The following is an 18865-nucleotide window of genomic DNA, read 5'->3' as shown; positions in this document are numbered from 1 at the left end:
ACGAAGGCGTCAGTGAAATTCACCCATAAAAAAACGGCACTCACGGGTGCCGTTTTTTCGTTTCTGCAGCGAACACCTTAGTAGTAGGCGTTTTCTTTCTGCGTATGGTCGGTCACGTCGCGAACACCTTTCAGTTCGGGAATGCGCTCGAGCAAGGTGCGCTCGATGCCTTCACGCAGGGTGACGTCCGCCTGGCCGCAGCCTTGGCAACCGCCGCCGAACTTCAGCACGGCGATGCCGTCATCAACCACATCGATCAGGCTGACCTGACCGCCGTGGCTGGCGAGCCCCGGGTTGATTTCGGTTTGCAGGTAATAGTTGATGCGCTCGTTGACCGGGCTGTCGGCGTTGACCATCGGGACTTTGGCGTTTGGCGCCTTGATGGTCAGCTGGCCGCCCATGCGGTCGGTGGCGTAGTCGACAACCGCGTCGTCCAGGAAAGCTTCGCTGAACGAATCGATATAAGCAGTGAAGCTTTTCAGCCCCAGCGCGGTGTCTTCGGGTTTTTCTTCGCCCGGCTTGCAATAGGCAATGCAGGTTTCGGCGTATTGGGTGCCAGGCTGGGTGATGAAGACGCGGATGCCGATGCCCGGGGTGTTCTGCTTGGAGAGCAGATCAGCCAGGTAATCGTGGGCGGCGTCGGTGATGGTAATAGCGGTCATGGAAACTCCTCGCAGGCTTGGGCGCAGTTTACGCCAATCATCGCGCCGTACAAAGTCCTAGTATTTTTGTCGGGAAAGCGCCAGTTCGCCGCGATCAGGCAGTTCGCCGTCAATCCGCGCTTTAAGCCACCGATAGCTGCTTTTTTCCACCCATTCGTAACTTGCCCACGACGCCACGCCAATGGTCGCAACGCAAACGGTGAACATGACATAGGGGTTTACGCCATAACGCTGTGCGACAAAACCTCCGGCAGACAGCACCAACACGTGCATCAGGTACATCCGGCGGTTCTCGAAAAAGCGTTCCAGCGCCATGCACGACAGCGCCAGCAATGGCAACCATAAAACGGGTTTGATCCAGCCACGGCGGTAGGTCATGCCGATGGCAATCCCCAGCAGAAACTCATAAACAATGTCCGAACGGTAAAACTCGCTGATCCAGCCGTAACCGGTCCACGCCTGGCACACTGCAAACAGCAGCGCAGCGACGATCAGCAACGGTGCCTGCAAACGGAACAGCAACGCCCAGGACAGAAACCGCCCCAGCGGCAGCGACTTGCCCTCGGTGGACAGGAATATCACCAGACCACTGATAACGAAGAAGACATCAACGCCCACCGCGCCTTTGTCGATGAACATCTGACCGATCGGCCCACCGTCCAGGCCGAGAGCGCGCGCAGTGCCTGTACCGAAATCAACATCGACCGCCCTGCAAACCACCGCATTTCCCTTTTAGGAGCCGGCTTGCTGGCGATGGCGGCGTCACGTTCAACATCAAGGTGACTGCGAGGAAGCCATCTCCAGCAAGCCGGCGCCTACAGGGGATCGGCGGTATACATGAAACTGGGGCACCGAGCCCTCATCAAAAGTCGATCAAAGATTCTCGTAGCGGTTCATGTCCAGCACGCCCTCTTCCACCGGGTCGGTTTCGTGGACGTACGTGCTCAGGTCATGGAAATAAAACCAGAACTGCGGATGGCTGCGGCGAATCCCCCAGCGTTCGACGATTTTCTCGAAACGGTTGGCGTCCTTGGCATTTTCCATCGCCTCCACAAACGCTGGCACTTGCCCGGCGGGAATGTTGAACATGAAGTTCGGGTAGCTGCTGAGCACGCCGGGGAAAATGGTCAGGGTATCGAGCCCTGGCTGATAGCGCAGCGACTCGCCCAGCAGAAACGCCACGTTGCTGTGCGCGCGGTTGCGCAACAGACTGTAAACCTCACGCTTGCCGCTCTTGGCCTCAATACGCAACATCGTTGCTTCCGGCAGTTGATCAATCACTTTGAGGCCCGCTGCCGGGCGCGACGTCAGGCGGCTCAAGGCCTGCTCGGCACTTTGCAGGTCCGGATCGATATTCGGCCTCGAGCAATAAGCGCCGTCACAGCGGTTGATCGGATCAGGCCTGGCGTTGAGCTCGCCGTAGCGAGCCAGCAGCTGCATCGCAAAGTCGTGTTTCGGGTCTTTCTCGTCGAGTTTCAGCGCGGTCGGTTTGTCGTTGTCGATGGCTTCATAGTCCAGCCACATCTTGAATTTTCCGCCGCTCTGATACCAGTCGTCGAGATAACCGTCCCGCGAATCGGCGGGCATCAGGCGCAGGAAATTCTGCTCGGCGCCGTTGCGAATCAGGTCGAAGTACAGGCGCGTCTGCGCTTGATGGGAAACGTTGCCGAACACGTCGAAATTGACCGCCAATTGATAATACGTGCGCTCCAGCAGCGGAAAATCGAACAGCCACATCGTTTGCGGGACTTCGCCGATCAGGCCCTTGTCCACCGAGGCGCTGTCGAAATGCCGGAAGATGGTCAGCAGCGCGTTATCGTTGCCTGCCCACAAGGTCGACCAGCTCGGCGCGGGCGCATCGGCGTAGTTGTCGCGACGCAGCGCCTCGTACTCGTTGCGCTTGTCGCGGTAGTCATGCCACAGGCTCAGGACACTGCCGACGTCATCGTTCTGGCCCGGCATCGCCAGCAATGGCGTGGCCTGCCCGCGGTAGTTCGGGTCGATGATGTAGAGGTCGTGTTCCGGCGCCTGGAACAGCGCCCAGAAGTTATCGCGGATCACGTCGGTGGCGATCTGGCCGCGGCACACCGGCCCGCGGATAAACGTGCGCACGAAGTACTCGGCGTTATCGAGCATGAACTGATAACGCGCCTGCGCCGGGATCGCCTCGAACGTGGTGAACGGATTGGCCCGGCGCTCCGGCCCGTAACCCGGCAAGGCGTTGACCTGCCAGTTGCCGTTGTAGAACAGGCTTTTGATCCGCGCCATCTTCGCCGCGCTCAGCGGATAAGTGATGTGGGTCTTCTGCACGATCACACCCTGCACCGGCCACAAGCGGTAATACACCTGGGTGCCTGGATCGTCATTCGGGCGACGCGTGTTGATCAGGTCAATCGGCTGGCCGGTCGGCGTGCGCGAACGCACCCACTGGAAGAAATGCCCCGGCTCGCCGTCCTTGAAGTAAATGTGGGCGAGGAACCAGTGCTCGAACAACCAGCGCCCCACCAGGCTCTGGCGGGCGCCCGGCGAGTTGAGCAGGTTTTCCCATTGCACCACTTGCAAGGCTTCTTTCGCCGACGGCACCAGACCTTGCTCATCGATCGGCGCGCCCGAGGCCAGCCAGCGTTGCAGCGTCTGGTACTGCTGATCGGTCAGGCCGGTGACCGCCAGCGGCATGCCTTCCTTCGGATGAGCGCTGGCGTAACCGTCGAACTCGGCCGGCATCGCGCAACTGTTTTCCCGGTTCAGACCCAGGACGATGTCTTCCGGCAACCTGGCGTTGGGCGTCAGCGGCGTTTTGTGCCCCAGCTCCAGCATCCGCGCCATCAACGCGGCTTGGCTGCCCTGAGCGTCGAGCACCGGATAGAAGCCTTTTTGCTGCCAGGCGTGCTTGCCGAAAGCGTCATAAAACAATCGGGTCGGCGCGGCAGCCTGCCTGCGTTCGCCGTCGTAGACAGGGACTTTCGACGCGCCGCGCGCAGCACCCTCGCCGCTGCCCAGATTGAGCTGACAGGCGGCGTCATTGCAGGCATGGCAGGCCACGCACTTTTCGGTGAAGATCGGTTGAATGTCGCGGGTATAAGAAATGGCAGCGGAAACGGCCGGATCCTGCGCGGCGGCGCCCCAGCTTAAAAACAGCAAAACACTGCTGATGACGCGAAAAGACATGTCCCTGGTCCTGATCGTGAAAAAACGCCGCGATTCTACCGGTATGGCCTCGCTGCCAACATGAGCGATATTCATGCAAAAACCGCACATGCTCTAAAAGCGCACAGGTTTGCTATGATCCCGGCCCTTCGTCATGGTCTTTCCGAGTAGTCCCAATGTCCGATCGCAGTGTTCGCCTTCAAGCTCTCAAGCACGCCCTCAAAGAGCGCATCCTGATTCTCGATGGCGGTATGGGCACGATGATCCAGAGCTACAAGCTCGAGGAGCAGGATTACCGTGGCAAACGCTTCGCCGACTGGCCGAGCGATGTCAAAGGCAACAACGACCTGTTGGTGCTGACGCGCCCGGACGTAATCGGTGGCATCGAAAAAGCCTACCTGGATGCCGGCGCTGACATTCTGGAAACCAACACCTTCAACGCCACCCGGATTTCCATGGCCGATTACGGCATGGAAGAACTGGCCTACGAACTGAACGTAGAAGGCGCTCGCCTGGCGCGCAAGATCGCCGACGCGAAAACCCTCGAAAACCCGGACAAGCCGCGCTTCGTTGCCGGCGTGCTCGGCCCGACCAGCCGCACCTGCTCGCTGTCGCCGGACGTCAACAACCCCGGCTACCGCAACGTAACCTTCGATGAACTGGTGGAGAACTACACCGAGGCCACCAAAGGCCTGATCGAAGGCGGTTCCGATCTGATCCTGATTGAAACCATTTTCGACACACTGAATGCCAAAGCCGCGATCTTCGCCGTGCAAGGGGTGTTCGAAGAGCTGGGCGTCGAGCTGCCGATCATGATTTCCGGCACCATCACCGACGCCTCCGGCCGCACCCTGTCCGGCCAGACCACCGAAGCGTTCTGGAACTCCGTGGCCCACGCCAAGCCGATCTCGGTCGGTTTGAACTGCGCCCTCGGCGCCAGTGAGCTGCGCCCGTACCTGGAAGAGCTGTCGAACAAGGCCAACACCCACGTGTCGGCGCACCCGAACGCCGGCCTGCCGAACGAATTCGGCGAGTACGACGAACTGCCGTCGCAGACCGCCAAGGTCATCGAGGAATTCGCCCAAAGCGGCTTCCTCAACATCGTCGGCGGTTGCTGCGGCACCACGCCGGGCCACATCGAAGCCATCGCCAAAGCCGTGGCCGGTTATGCGCCGCGTGAAATCCCGGACATTCCGAAGGCGTGCCGCCTCTCGGGCCTGGAGCCGTTCACCATCGATCGCAGCTCGTTGTTCGTCAACGTCGGCGAGCGGACCAACATCACCGGTTCGGCCAAATTCGCCCGCCTGATCCGTGAAGACAACTACACCGAAGCGCTGGAGGTCGCCCTGCAGCAGGTCGAGGCCGGCGCCCAGATCATCGACATCAACATGGACGAGGGGATGCTCGATTCGAAGAAGGCGATGGTGACCTTCCTCAATCTGATTGCCGGTGAACCGGACATCTCCCGCGTGCCGATCATGATCGACTCCTCCAAATGGGAAGTGATCGAAGCCGGCCTGAAGTGCATCCAGGGCAAGGGCATCGTCAACTCGATCAGCATGAAGGAAGGCGTCGAGCAGTTCATTCATCACGCCAAACTGTGCAAACGCTACGGTGCCGCCGTGGTGGTGATGGCCTTCGACGAAGCCGGCCAGGCCGACACCGAAGCGCGCAAGAAAGAAATCTGCAAACGCTCCTACGACATTCTGGTCAACGAAGTCGGCTTCCCGCCGGAAGACATCATCTTCGACCCGAACATCTTTGCCGTGGCCACCGGTATCGAAGAACACAACAACTATGCCGTGGACTTCATCAACGCCTGCGCCTACATCCGTGACGAGCTGCCGTATGCGCTGACCTCGGGCGGCGTGTCCAACGTGTCGTTCTCGTTCCGTGGCAACAACCCGGTGCGTGAGGCGATTCACTCGGTGTTCCTGCTGTATGCGATCCGCAATGGCCTGACCATGGGCATCGTCAACGCCGGTCAGCTGGAGATCTACGACCAGATCCCGGTGGAACTGCGCGACGCCGTCGAAGACGTGATCCTCAACCGCACCCCGGAAGGCACCGACGCCCTCCTCGCCATCGCCGACAAGTACAAGGGCGACGGCAGCGTCAAGGAAGCCGAGACCGAAGAGTGGCGCGGCTGGGACGTCAACAAACGTCTGGAACACGCGCTGGTCAAGGGCATCACCACGCACATCGTCGAAGACACCGAAGAATCGCGCCAGTCGTTCGCGCGCCCGATCGAAGTGATCGAAGGCCCGCTGATGTCCGGCATGAACATCGTCGGCGACCTGTTCGGCGCCGGCAAAATGTTCCTGCCGCAGGTGGTGAAATCCGCCCGCGTGATGAAGCAGGCCGTGGCCCACTTGATCCCGTTCATCGAACTGGAAAAAGGCGACAAACCGGAAGCCAAGGGCAAGATCCTCATGGCCACGGTGAAGGGCGACGTGCACGACATCGGCAAGAATATCGTTGGCGTGGTGCTGGGCTGTAACGGCTATGACATCGTCGACCTCGGCGTGATGGTGCCGGCAGAGAAAATCCTGCAGGTGGCCAAGGAGCAGAAATGCGACATCATCGGCCTCTCCGGCCTGATCACGCCTTCGCTGGATGAAATGGTCCACGTGGCCCGCGAGATGCAGCGTCAGGATTTCCACCTGCCGCTGATGATCGGTGGCGCGACCACCTCCAAGGCGCACACGGCGGTGAAGATCGAGCCGAAGTACAGCAACGACGCGGTGATCTACGTCACCGACGCCTCCCGCGCCGTAGGCGTTGCCACGCAATTGCTGTCCAAGGAATTGAAACCGGCGTTCGTCGAGAAGACCCGCCTGGAATACATCGACGTTCGCGAGCGCACCGCCAACCGCAGCGCCCGCACCGAACGCCTGAGCTATCCGGCCGCCATCGCCAAGAAGCCGCAGTTCGACTGGAGCACCTACGTGCCGGTCAAACCGACGTTCACCGGTTCCAAAGTGCTGGACAACATCGACCTGAAAGTCCTGGCCGAATACATCGACTGGACACCGTTCTTCATCTCCTGGGACCTGGCCGGCAAATTCCCGCGCATCCTCGAAGACGAAGTGGTCGGTGAAGCCGCTACCGCGCTGTACGCCGACGCCCAGGAAATGCTCGCCAAACTGATCGACGAGAAACTGATCAGCGCCCGTGCGGTGTTCGGTTTCTGGCCGGCCAACCAGGTGCGCGACGACGACATCGAAGTCTACGGCGATGACGGCAAGCCATTGGCCAAGCTGCATCACCTGCGCCAACAGACCATCAAGACCGACGGCAAGCCGAACTTCTCCCTCGCCGATTTCGTCGCGCCGAAGGACAGCGAAATTACCGACTACGTGGGTGGTTTCATCACCACCGCCGGCATCGGCGCCGAAGAAGTGGCCAAGGCTTATCAGGACGCGGGCGACGATTACAACTCGATCATGGTCAAGGCCCTGGCCGACCGTTTGGCCGAAGCTTGCGCCGAATGGTTGCACCAGCAAGTGCGTAAAGAGCACTGGGGCTATGCGAAGGACGAAACCCTCGATAACGAAGCGCTGATCAAAGAGCAATACACCGGCATCCGCCCTGCCCCGGGTTACCCGGCGTGCCCGGATCACACCGAGAAAAGCACTCTGTTCGCCTTGCTCGACCCTGAAGCCAGCGAGATGCAGGCCGGCCGCAGCGGCGTGTTCCTCACCGAGCACTATGCAATGTTCCCGGCGGCGGCGGTCAGCGGCTGGTACTTCGCTCACCCGCAAGCGCAGTATTTCGCCGTGGGCAAGATCGACAAGGATCAGGTCCAGAGCTACACGTCGCGCAAGGGCCAGGAGTTGAGCGTGACCGAGCGTTGGCTGGCGCCGAACCTCGGCTACGACAACTGATTGATCCGAAGCCGTGGGCTCTGAAGGCAGATGTACTGACTCCAGAGCCCACGGCTGGCCGATCAGGCCTGTGCGCCCAACACGGCTATCTCACGCTCGCTGAGCGTGGTCAGCAGTTGCAGGCGGTTGGCTTTATTGACGGTATCCAGGGCGTCCATCTCCTGTAGGTAGGCCGTATTGAGCTCCGGGTACTTGTCCTCCAGCTCACTGACCTTGTCCTGGAAACCCTGCTGCACCCTGGTAAATTCCCCAGGGTATTTCTCCTCCAGAAAGTCTCGCCAGTATTTACGCGCGGTCAGTTGTTCGATGAACACGGGCGTCTTTTCCTTGGCGATGATCTTTGCGTACGCTTCGTCCAGATCCGCTGGCGCCACCTGCGCCAGGTTCTCATACACCATGCCTTTGGGCTGACTGGGCAACTCAAGACGCTGAGCCAGACCGATTCGATAGGCCAGGCGAATCTCGGCAGGATCGATAGCGGGCCTGAGCTGGATGCGCGTTTTGGCGATCTCCTCGACCTGCGCCAGGCGGAACAGGTTTCTCGACAGTTTCAGCAGCTCGCGACCTTTGTGTTCGGGGGCAATGGCCTTCAAGGCATTGAACTCATAGACCTCGATTTCCAGCTCGTTGAACAACAATATCCGACCGTCACCACAGGTCGCGCGATTCCTCAATGCCTTCGACAGAACCATCAACCGTTCGCTCAGCGCTTGATCGCCATAAGCGGCTTCAAGGACACGCCAGACGCGCTGCGTGAGATCCAGGCGATCGGCGGCAAAGTCCCGGGTGTGCTGAAGTTGCGAGAGAATGTATGAAAAGTCCTGGGTGGTGTCCTGCTCCATCAAGGCATTCCACATCCGGTGTTTTTCCGAGTCTGCCGCCACGCCGGAAAACCACCGCGCTTTTTCTACCTCCGGCATCTCATGGTCGGGATGATCCTCCAAGTCAGAGCTCTCGGAACCGTCGACCGATTCAGGCCCGTAGCCCTCGAGCAGTCGCTCAATCTCTTGCGCGGTGAACCCCAAGCCACGGCCAGTGTCCGCCAGGTACTCCTGCAGTCGTAACATTTCATCCAGTTCCAGATTGACGTTGTCGGTCAAGTTGGTGCCGGCCATCAAAGTTTCGTGCTGAGGCAGCAAGGCAGCGCGAGGAATGACCTCTATCTGGTTGCCACTCAGGTTGAGGGTTGTCAGCGCCGGCGCTTCCAGCACACCCTCCGGCCATTCCCAAAGATTGTTGTTGCTCAGATTCAGCCCCTGCAACTGCTCAAGATCAGTGACATCAAAGCTGGCGATGCGGTTCTCGCTCAAGTCCAGCCATTGCAAATGCCTCAGCGAGCGCAACTGGCGCGACAACTCATCACTGGCACGCAGATCGTTATACGTGGCACTCAACCGGGTGAGGTGTTCACATTGCCCCACTGCCTCGGGCAAGGTGCCCAGGCCGTTGTGATTGAGTGTCAGACTGCGCAGCCGGGGAAACGAACGCAGGAACGCATCCGAGCTTTCCGTGAGCCCGACACCGCTCAGGTCCAACGCACCGACCTGCTCGAACGTGACCGGCAAGGCAGGCAAATCGCCGATGATCAGGCCGTTAAAATCAAGGACAGCATCAGTCGGCGCTCCCTCCGCCGCAGGAACATCTCGCAAGGTGGCTCGCCAGCACTCCACGAGCTGATCAGCCGCCCGGCGGCGGTCTACCGCGCCCACCCAACCCTGGCGACTGCGAACGGCAGGGACATCGATCCAGTCATTCAAGTGCTTGATCAATTGCATCTGCTGTTGCTGCCACTGAATCAGCCGGGCTTCAATTTCCAGAGCCGTCATGCCCTGGGCAAGCCATGCTTCGATTCGTTCAACGGCTTGCGCATCACCCAGCTGGGGATCAAGGCGCTGCAGCCTGGCGGCTGAGGTCTGGGGCAAATCACCTTCGCCTGGTTCCAGGTGCAAAGGCAATAAAAGGTCCGGGTGTTCCGATACCTCCTCCGGAAAGAACTCCGGATCGCCACCGGTTCGTCCGGCGGACAGGTGCACTGGTGAAATATCCATCGGGTTGAGGGACGCCGTGCGTTGCGCGTATGCCCGCACCGCCGTCACCGCTTGCGGGCTCAGCCGGCAACCTTGCAGCGAGGTCCCCATCAACAGCTGATCATGCCCGGTCAGGGCCGCTGCCGGGATGTCAGTAATGGCGCTGTGATTCAAGGCCAGACGGCGCAGGTTGGGCAACGACAACACGCCTTCGGGCCAACTGCGGATATGGGTATGACTCAGGTCCAGGCTCTGCAGGCGGGTCATCGAACCGACCTCAAGAGCATCGACCCGGTTGTACGCCAGGCTCAGCGTTTTCAGGTGGGTCAAACGGTTCAACCGTGCTTGCGCTGACGCCGTGATTCTCATCTGATTGAATGAGAGGTTCAATTCACTGAGTTCCCGGAGCGAATCAATGGCCTGTGGCAGTCCGGTCAGTTGGTTGGAGCTGAGGTTGAGGGACCGCAGTTGGGGAAATCCTCTCAGAAACTCATTGACCTGCACGCTCGAAAGCCCGCTGCCAGTGAGGACCAGGCTGCGCACATGAGGAAAGACCGTATCGCCAAGCGCGGGTAAATCACCCAGCGGCCCAAACCCCGTCAGGTCCAACAATTCGTTCACCGCGTCACCGCGCGACCACGACGGGCCCGCCATAGGTTCCGCAGGTAAATACCGGGAACGCAGTCCCTTGCGAGCGCATTCGCGGATTCTTTCAGCGATCAGCTCACGGTGCGAGATCTCCATTTGCCTGCCATCGACCCGCACAACCCTGCCCTTCCAGGCATCCAATGACTGATTGAATGCCAGATGCTGCTCGTGCAGTGCATCAACCTGTTCCAGTAATGCCCGCCCCGATACTCCGTCGCGACTGAAACGCGCCATTGCGTCTGATGCAAAGGTGTAATCATTCGGTGCCAGCTTCCTCAAACGCCCTCCACAGTACTGGGCAATCATTTGCGGTTCGTCGACCAGATGTGCCGGGTTGTCATGCACATAATCATAGGCTTTCATGAAAGCTTGCGGCTCCAGGGCCGCCCAATCCAGCTGCAAGCACCGCCATATCGACGCCCGCCCGCTGAACAGTTCGTCAGGCAGCAACTTGATCGGCATTCGCTGCAGATCGAGGGTTTCAAGCCTGTTCAGGCCCGACACCCCGGTCGGCCACTCGGTCAGATTCCCCGCCAACCTCAAGGACCGCAGATTCGTCAGCGTGCCGAAGTCCATTGCGCCCATATCGCCCCTGAGCGACAGCTGCTCCAGTTGAGTCATGCCCTGGAGCGCCTGCACCAACTGCGGTGCATAGGTCTCCAATGCGCCATCGAGCGTCAGCTCGGTAATCTCGGTCAATTCAGGCAGTTTTTCGGCCAGGGCTGCCATGTCCCGCACTTTCACGGAGAGATCCAGCTTTTTGATCTTTGGAAACCGCTGAAGCAGTTCATTGCCCGAGTTCCCGATAAGCTGGCCACTGTCCAGTTGCACATTACGCACATGGGTGAAGTCGGCATCCCACTCGGGCAACGTGTCAATACCGCTTAAATTCAGATCAAAAGCCGGCTCCAGCCCTCGGTAAAGACCATAACGCCAGCACTGGATCAACCCATCGGCGATCACCCGGCGAGACTGCCCACCAGCAGGGGCCGGCACGACAGCGTCGACCCAGGTGTTCAATGAGGTTTCCAATGCGTCGAATTCCCGTTGACGGTTGTTCAACAGATTGAACACTTGCTGATCGGTGTCTCCCGCGCTCAGGCGGCTTCTGACGAATTGACTGGCATGCGCATCGGAGATGTTCGGGTAAAGGTTCCGTACCCTGGAGACCAATGCACCATCGTGGAAGCCGACACCACGACCACTGGCCAGGTAACCCAGGCGGCCATTGGGCAGACGCAGGGACGGCCCGGTGGCATTTAACGGGCGCTGTTTCAAGATCAGCGCCATGTCGTCGCGATGAGTGCTGGCATGGTTCGCCAGTTTTTTTTGCAAGGCCTGGCCTTGATTGCCTTCCAGGGTTGCCCGTGTCGCTTGGGGCAAGAACTCCAGCAGCGATTCATACAGATTGCGGCCATGGGCGGGGATGTTGTTAAGAGGCCTGCCCTGGGTGTCATAGGCCCGAAAATATCCGTCGCCCTTGACCAGGTAATTGCGAATCGTCGCACTGTCGCCGCCAACGCTGTCCAGCAATGGGCCCTTGATCGAGCCGGACCGCAGCTCCACGCGCCTATCTGTCGACCAGTCGGGCAACTGCTCCAGGCTGTGCAACGCCAGACGATCGCTGGCCACAGACGCCATGTTCTCCAGATGTAAACCGCAGAGCGCCCGGTTCAGGGCGCCCTGCTGTAAATGGGCGCGAATTTCTTGCGCCTGGCGCAAGGGTATTTTTGCGCTGCTGCGCAATTGGGACAGCTCGGCGGCACTGGCACTGCTCAGCACCTGTCGCGCCCCCTCCGGCGACAGTGTGGGAAAACTGCGCTGCAGTCGTTGAATATCGGCATTGGTCGTCTGCTGGTCGGTGAGCAGTCGGTCGAACAGGGCCTTTTGGCTATCCAGGGCGCGGTTGGCCAGGCTGTCCCTGAACATCTGCACGCGGTCCGCGCCTTGTTGTGCGCTGCGCGCGCCGAGCAACCGGGTGATTTGTGGCTCGTCTAGCGCCCGTAATACGCGCTCCGGCAATTTTCCGGCCTGCACTTCGGCTCGGGTGATCTTGATCGTGGGCTTCACACTGTTGCTTGCCGACGCTGAACCGAAGCGCTGCGAGGCCCCCCAGGGTTCCGGTCCCTCGAAGACTTCCAATACTTCCTCGACGGGCCAGTCTGGCAGCCCCACAGCCAGCGGTACGACAGCCTCGTAAGCACTGCCCAGTTCATTGCCGTTGCGGATCCGATCAATCAACTCGTTCACTTGTTGGTCAGCCTTGAACGACCTGATGGTCTCGGCCAATAGCGGCGGCGGTGGCTGAAGATCGATGTGCATCTGGCGCAACGCATCATCACTGACCCCGCTGGCCTCGGCAATTTGCTGTAACTGCGCATCAGAAAAAACGTCCATCTGCGGCCCGATTCTGCGCAACAACGTTGGGCGATCCCACTCCAGCGGTCGTTCAAGGGTGTGATGCCAGGCACCGAGTCGGTTATGCCGCAAGATCGGTTGATAGGCCTGGGGATCGCCGGGGTGCTGGATCCGCCATTTTTTCAACACCGGGTCGAAGGTCTTTTCGTAGACATTTCCCTCGTGTCGAATACAGGTCTTGTCCCCGACCTTATACTGCCCCAATGCATTCGGCTCGAGACCCTCCAGAGACACACTGCTCTTGTACGGGGCCAGATCGGGACTCCACAAACGCGATTCACCAAAAGGCGTGGCGACCCTGGCCATCCCGTTGACAAACCGCGAGTTGATGATCGGCGGCGCCTTGTTGGCGACCGCGCCCAACACGGCCATGAAGGCTACGTTCTGCACAACTGACTTGAGATGGCCCCACGCCTCCTCGGCGTCACCCTCTTTCCACGCCTCCGCCCCTTGGTAAACCTCGTAGGTCAATTGCACGGCGGTGACGGCGAGCATGACCTCACCCAGCCCCGGCACGAAAAAGGCTGCCACGTTCAAGACGCTCAAACCCCATTCGGCATAGTGTTCAAGTCGCGTTATCCAGGCTTCGTGGTCAACCTCGGCGGTGGGTATTGCCAGCAACCTGGCATTGGACTTCAGCCTGGCCAGATGAAACTCATAACGGGCTGCAAACACTTCGCCATCAATGAAGGTTTCATCCATCCCCAGGTCAACATTCTCGTTCCACACCTCTACATACATGCCATTGAGGAACGCGCCCGGCGCATAGGGCGGGCCGGGGTAAACCGGAGCCGGGTCCCACTTCTGGACCTTGAGCTGGCGCTTGAGCCGGTGGAAAAAACGCCCTGACTCATCTTGTGCGACAAAGCCGGCAAAGAAGCGCTGGTACCTGACGGAGCGCAGCTTGATCGCAAGGTCTCGGGCAAACTCGCGGCCCGAGGCATACGCCTTGAGGGGGCTGACGGGATCACCCGGAATGTAGACGATGATCCGTGAATCAGGAATCAGCTTGGCCAGTTCGGGTGTGAACGGCAGCACAAAGAGCCAGGGATTTTGCAGGGTCGCTCTGACTTTGCGCGATGCCGCGCCAATAATCAGCACGTCGTTCAGCGTCGAGCCGAACACCTGCAACCGACTGTAAATGGCCGATTCCCCATTGAGGCGCGCCCCCGAGGTACCGTCGAGTATCGCTGACACCGTGGCATGGTCCGCGGCGTCGATGTCCGACCTCATTCGAGCGATGTGCGCCTGCACGCGCATCCGCTCCTTGTCCGCCGCAATCGTCTGCTGGCGTACAGTCGCAGCCTTGTCGGGCGCATCGAATACCGAACTCAGATGGTCCTGATACTGCTTGCCCACGTCCAGTTCCCGGCACAGGCTGGCGAACGCTGCGGGCTTGATCGATAACTTGTCACGGATGCTGTAGCGCACCTTCGCGAACGGGTAGCGAGTGCTTTCATCGTAAAGGTGCTGCTCCAGTGCCCCTACGGGCGCCAGCGCGCTGGTCTCCTGCAGGGCAACGCCGTCGAAGGGCTCATCTTCTTCGAAGTTACGCAGTGCCGCCTGCAACAGTGACTGCTCTTCAGCCAGGTTGGGCGAACGCATATGAAACAGCGCCGTGTCGACAACATCCGGAGCCTGACCGAATTTTTTCTGCAACGCATCCGTCAGCAATGGCTTGGCGAACTCGGTGATGCCTTTGAAATCCTTGAGAGTCGTGGCCAGCGCCTGGCTGGAAGCGTTGCTCTGTGCCTGACTGTCGAGCAAAGCCTGGCGCAAGGCCTGTGACGCCTTGGCATACAGCTCGGGGGAAGTGTCGATGAATCGCTGGGCGGGATTACGCGCTTGCGTCATGGCCTGGAGATGGGAGCTGGTCAGGTGACGCGTCCAGTCGGGGACGCGGCTCTTGATAAAGGGGACGTGAATCCCGGGCTCTGTGGGCGTGGAACGGTCCGGCATGATGTTGCTCCTGATGCTCGATTGAGAGCGCATCAGGACATCACAGCCATCCGGCGGTATGGCGGTACATATTTATAGGGGGGAAATGGGCAGGTTGTTTGGCTATGCTGATAGCTCAGACCTTGCTGAAGAGGGATTTATGGACGATCCAGTCGACAACAAACCACCAACGTTGTGGCAGATGCTGCACAGCGTCATGGCGGCGGCATTCGGGGTGCAGAGCGGGAAAAACCGGGCGCGGGACTTCACCCACGGCAAACCCAGTCATTTTGTGATTCTGGGGATTCTGTTCACGACGGTGTTCGCTTTGTCGCTCTACGGCATCGTGCAACTGGTGCTGTTGCTGGCCGGGGTTTAGCGCATCAGGGTTTGCAGGCTGAACGGATAGCGATAGGACGTCGGGCGGCCCTTGGCCGACAGACGGCGGAAGTCCACGCCGTAATCCGGCGAGTCCCCCATGGCCAGCATTCGCCTGGCGGTGGCCTTGTCGACCAGTTGCAGCAGCGGAATCTGGCGATCACGGCCGCCATACTGGCTGATGTCCACACCCCGATCGAGATCATGCAATGCCACCAGGGCCCAACCGCCCAGGGTGAAATGTCCGCCCAACAAGACGCTCAATCGTCCGTCCACTTTCGCCTTCAGCGCGGCGGTGGAAGTGTTGACCGCGCTGAAAAACGCGTCCTTTCCGGGCACGCCGCCCGTCTCTGAATACGCCTGCATGGCGCCAAACGCCATTTCGTCATTGGCGGACCACACCAGCGACACCTTCGGGTAGCGCCGCAACAGCAATTTCGCCTGTTCATACGCACGGTCCCGAGTCCAGCCGCTGTAAACCAGTTGCCGCAAACGTACCTCGGGATGCTCGGCCAACGCGCGCATCATGCCTTGCTCGCGCAGTTGCGCCGATGGCGTGATCTTCAGGCCGGAGAACGCCAGCAACTCGATCACCTCACCGGGCGCCACGGGCGGATGCTGGCGGATCAGCTCTTTGAGCATCAGGTAGCCACCCTCCTCATCGTTGGGCACCAGGCTGCCCAACCGGTCGGGGCGCTCGCCCAACAGGCTCAGTTGATTGGCGGTCAGCGACGCGTTGACCATAAACAGCTTTACACCGCTGCCCTGAGCCATACGCAGGACTTGCGGGGCAATGTACTGTTCGTTGACGAACACCAGATAATCCGGGCGATCGGGGCCTTGCAGCGCCAGACGGGCTTGCGCCAGCATGAGCTCCGGCATGCGTCGGGAATAGAGAATTCGCAGGTCAATCCCCAGGTCCGTGGCGGCTGCCTGCATGAATTGCGAATAACTGACCCAGAAGGCTTCATCCACCTTTCCCGGATTCAGGAACAACACCGATTCCGCACGCGCAACAGGGCCGTAAGTGATGCCCAGCATCAGCAGGAAAGTGCAGAAGAACTTCAACATTGATCGTCCGAGCCCCGGAAATTCGCTGCGCATTATAGCCAGCGAACCTCCGTAAAACGGCGTTTATTCCGGTTTTTGTCCGACAATCGTCAGCGTCGGGCCCGGACGGGGTCGGTTATTGATGGCTGACCCAGAATACCGCGGTGCCTACGACCAGAATGATCAGAAACAGAATGGCCCACGCATCGACCGTACTGTCAGGCTTTGAAGCTTTGGTAGGGTTGCTCATTGCATCGCCTCTTGTCGGTTTTATCGGTGATTGCATAAAGACTCGTCCACAGTAAAGACGAGGATTGCCCGCACGACAAATACGGGTTTATCAATAACAGTTCTCGTTAGTCGTTTTGGTTCTTTACATATACTCAAACATCACTTTTGCGCATAACTCCAAACTGGTATCTTGCCCCGGCTCCGTAGGGAGTGCGCGGCCGTGCGCGCAGAATTGCCGAGGCAGTATCGGAGATGTCAGCAAGCGAAAATCGCAACTGGATCCGACCGGCCCAAGCCTGAGAACAGGACTTATATGTACGTATACGACGAGTACGATCAGCGGATCATCGAGGACCGCGTCAAGCAGTTCCGTGATCAGACCCGACGCTATCTGGCAGGCGAGCTGAGCGAAGAAGAATTCCGCCCTCTGCGCTTGCAAAACGGGCTTTATATCCAGCGTTTCGCGCCGATGTTGCGGGTGGCGGTGCCTTACGGCCAGCTGACTTCGCGCCAGACGCGAATGATGGCGAAGATTGCCCGCGACTACGACAAGGGCTATGCCCACATCAGTACCCGCCAGAACGTGCAGTTCAACTGGCCGGCGCTGGAAGACATCCCGGACATCCTCGCTGAACTGGCGACCGTGCAGATGCACGCGATCCAGACCAGCGGCAACTGCCTGCGCAACGTCACCACCGACCAGTTCGCCGGTGTCGCTGCCGATGAGCTGATCGACCCGCGCCCATGGTGCGAGATCGTTCGCCAATGGACGACGTTCCACCCGGAATTCGCGTACCTGCCGCGTAAATTCAAGATCGCCATCAACGGTTCGACTTCCGACCGTGCGGCCATCGAAGTCCATGACATCGGCCTTGAGCCGGTGCACAACGCCGCGGGCGAACTGGGCTTCCGTGTGCTGGTCGGCGGTGGCCTGGGCCGTACCCCGGTGGTCGGCGCGTTCATCAATGAATTCCTGCCGTGGCAAGACCTGTTGAGCTACCTCGACGCCATCCTGCGTGTTTACAACCGCTATGGCCGTCGCGACAACAAGTACAAGGCGCGGATCAAGATTCTGGTCAAGGCCCTGACGCCTGAAGTCTTTGCGCAAAAAGTCGATGCGGAAATGGAACACCTTCGCGGTGGCCAGACCACGCTGACCGAAGCCGAAGTGCATCGCGTCGCCAAACACTTCGTCGACCCGGACTACAAGGCACTGGACAACCAGACCGCCGAACTCGCCGAACTCGACAAGCAACACCCGGGCTTCGCCCGCTGGCGCACCCGCAACACCCTGGCGCACAAGAAGCCGGGTTATGTCGCCGTGACCCTGTCACTGAAGCCGACCGGCGTTGCGCCGGGCGACATCACCGACAAACAGCTCGACGCCGTGGCCGACCTGGCCGATCGCTACAGCTTCGGTCAACTGCGCACCTCCCACGAGCAGAACATCATTCTGGCCGACGTTGAACAGAGCCAGTTGTTCGCCATGTGGGGCGAATTGCGCGAGCAAGGTTTCGCCACGCCGAACATCGGTTTGCTGACCGACATCATCTGCTGCCCTGGCGGTGATTTCTGCTCGCTGGCCAATGCCAAATCGATCCCGATCGCCGAGTCGATCCAGCGCCGTTTCGACGACCTGGACTACCTGTTCGACATCGGCGAACTCGACCTGAACATCTCCGGTTGCATGAACGCCTGTGGTCACCACCACGTCGGTCACATCGGCATCCTCGGGGTGGACAAGAAAGGCGAAGAGTTCTACCAGGTGTCCCTCGGCGGCAGCGCCAGCCGCGATGCGAGCCTGGGCAAGATCCTCGGCCCGTCCTTTGCCCAGGAAGCCATGCCTGACGTGATCGAAAAGCTGATCGACGTGTACATCGAACAACGTACCGAAGACGAGCGCTTCATCGACACCTATCAGCGTATTGGCATCGACCTCTTCAAGGAACGCGTCTATGCAGCGAATAATTAAGAACAACGAAGTCGTCGACGAAACCTGGCACCTGTTGCCCAAGGACTTCAACATCGACGAGATCAGCAACTGCGACGACCTGATCGTCCCGTTGCAGCTGTGGCGCGAACACAGCCGCATGCTCAAGGCCCGCGATGGCGGCCTGGGTGTGTGGCTGGATGCCAATGAAGAAGCCGAAGAAATCGGTGAAGACGTCGCGAACTTCCAGGTCATCGCCTTGAACTTCCCGGCCTTCACCGATGGCCGCAACTACTCCAACGCCCGCCTGCTGCGTGACCGTTACGGTTTCAAAGGTGAATTGCGGGCGATTGGCGATGTGCTGCGCGACCAGCTGTTTTATATGCATCGCTGCGGTTTCGACGCGTTTGCCATTCGCGCCGACAAAGACCCGTACGAAGCGCTGGAAGGTCTCAAGGACTTCTCGGTGACCTATCAGGCCGCCACCGACGAACCGCTGCCGCTGTTCCGTCGCCGCTGATCGTCACACCTTGAACCCCGCCCGGGGTT

8 protein-coding genes and 1 pseudogene are annotated in these 18865 nt (G+C 59.7%); 4 read left to right on the top strand and 5 right to left on the bottom strand.

The genetic code is table 11. The features are described from left to right. Positions 1-77 precede the first annotated feature (77 nt). The 3 genes and pseudogenes from nfuA to PMI01S_RS25075 form a co-directional block, all read right to left on the bottom strand. Positions 78-662, bottom strand: a complete 585-nt coding sequence (gene nfuA / locus PMI01S_RS25085) for a Fe-S biogenesis protein NfuA (protein WP_028621370.1) — start codon at positions 660-662, stop codon at positions 78-80. 57 nt (positions 663-719) lie between these two features. Next, positions 720-1363 (bottom strand): annotated as a pseudogene (locus tag PMI01S_RS25080) (hypothetical protein). A gap of 172 nt (positions 1364-1535) precedes the next feature. Beyond that, positions 1536-3830 (bottom strand): fatty acid cis/trans isomerase, encoded by a 2295-nt coding sequence (locus PMI01S_RS25075; protein ID WP_084322806.1) that lies wholly within the window; start codon positions 3828-3830, stop codon positions 1536-1538. Positions 3831-3985: 155 nt separating this feature from the next. Between PMI01S_RS25075 and metH the strand changes: the two genes are divergently transcribed. After that, a complete protein-coding gene (gene metH / locus PMI01S_RS25070) occupies positions 3986-7696 on the top strand; it encodes a methionine synthase (RefSeq protein ID WP_084322805.1) in 3711 nt (1236 codons plus the stop codon). A 62-nt stretch (positions 7697-7758) separates the two neighbouring features. On the opposite strand, the gene PMI01S_RS25065 is transcribed toward metH, so the two are convergent. Then, positions 7759-14748: an NEL-type E3 ubiquitin ligase domain-containing protein gene (locus PMI01S_RS25065; RefSeq protein ID WP_084322804.1), complete on the bottom strand. Its 6990-nt coding sequence runs from the start codon at positions 14746-14748 to the stop codon at positions 7759-7761. Between the two features lie 139 nt (positions 14749-14887). On the opposite strand from PMI01S_RS25065, the gene PMI01S_RS25060 reads away from it, so the two are divergent. Continuing rightward, on the top strand, positions 14888-15106 hold the full coding sequence (locus PMI01S_RS25060; RefSeq protein ID WP_084322803.1) for a DUF2970 domain-containing protein: 219 nt from the start codon (positions 14888-14890) through the stop codon (positions 15104-15106). Here the strand turns inward: PMI01S_RS25060 and PMI01S_RS25055 are convergent. After that, positions 15103-16176, bottom strand: a complete 1074-nt coding sequence (locus PMI01S_RS25055) for an ABC transporter substrate-binding protein (protein ID WP_084322802.1) — start codon at positions 16174-16176, stop codon at positions 15103-15105. The genes PMI01S_RS25060 and PMI01S_RS25055 overlap by 4 nt on opposite strands. A 523-nt stretch (positions 16177-16699) precedes the next feature. On the opposite strand from PMI01S_RS25055, the gene PMI01S_RS25050 reads away from it, so the two are divergent. Together PMI01S_RS25050 and PMI01S_RS25045 are read left to right on the top strand one after the other, a co-directional pair. Continuing rightward, positions 16700-18358: a nitrite/sulfite reductase gene (locus PMI01S_RS25050; RefSeq protein WP_084322801.1), complete on the top strand. Its 1659-nt coding sequence runs from the start codon at positions 16700-16702 to the stop codon at positions 18356-18358. Further along, positions 18342-18836 carry a DUF934 domain-containing protein gene (locus tag PMI01S_RS25045; protein WP_084322800.1) on the top strand — a complete coding sequence of 165 codons (495 nt, stop codon included), beginning with the start codon at positions 18342-18344 and terminating at the stop codon, positions 18834-18836. Before PMI01S_RS25050 ends, PMI01S_RS25045 begins: the two co-directional genes overlap by 17 nt. The last annotated feature ends 29 nt before the right edge of the window (positions 18837-18865 follow it).

The sequence above is a fragment of the Pseudomonas migulae NBRC 103157 genome, from assembly GCF_002091715.1.
Taxonomy (GTDB): Bacteria; Pseudomonadota; Gammaproteobacteria; order Pseudomonadales; family Pseudomonadaceae; genus Aquipseudomonas; species Aquipseudomonas migulae_A.
The sequence above is the reverse complement of the archived record's forward strand: the minus strand, read 5'-3'. Positions and strand labels throughout refer to the sequence as shown.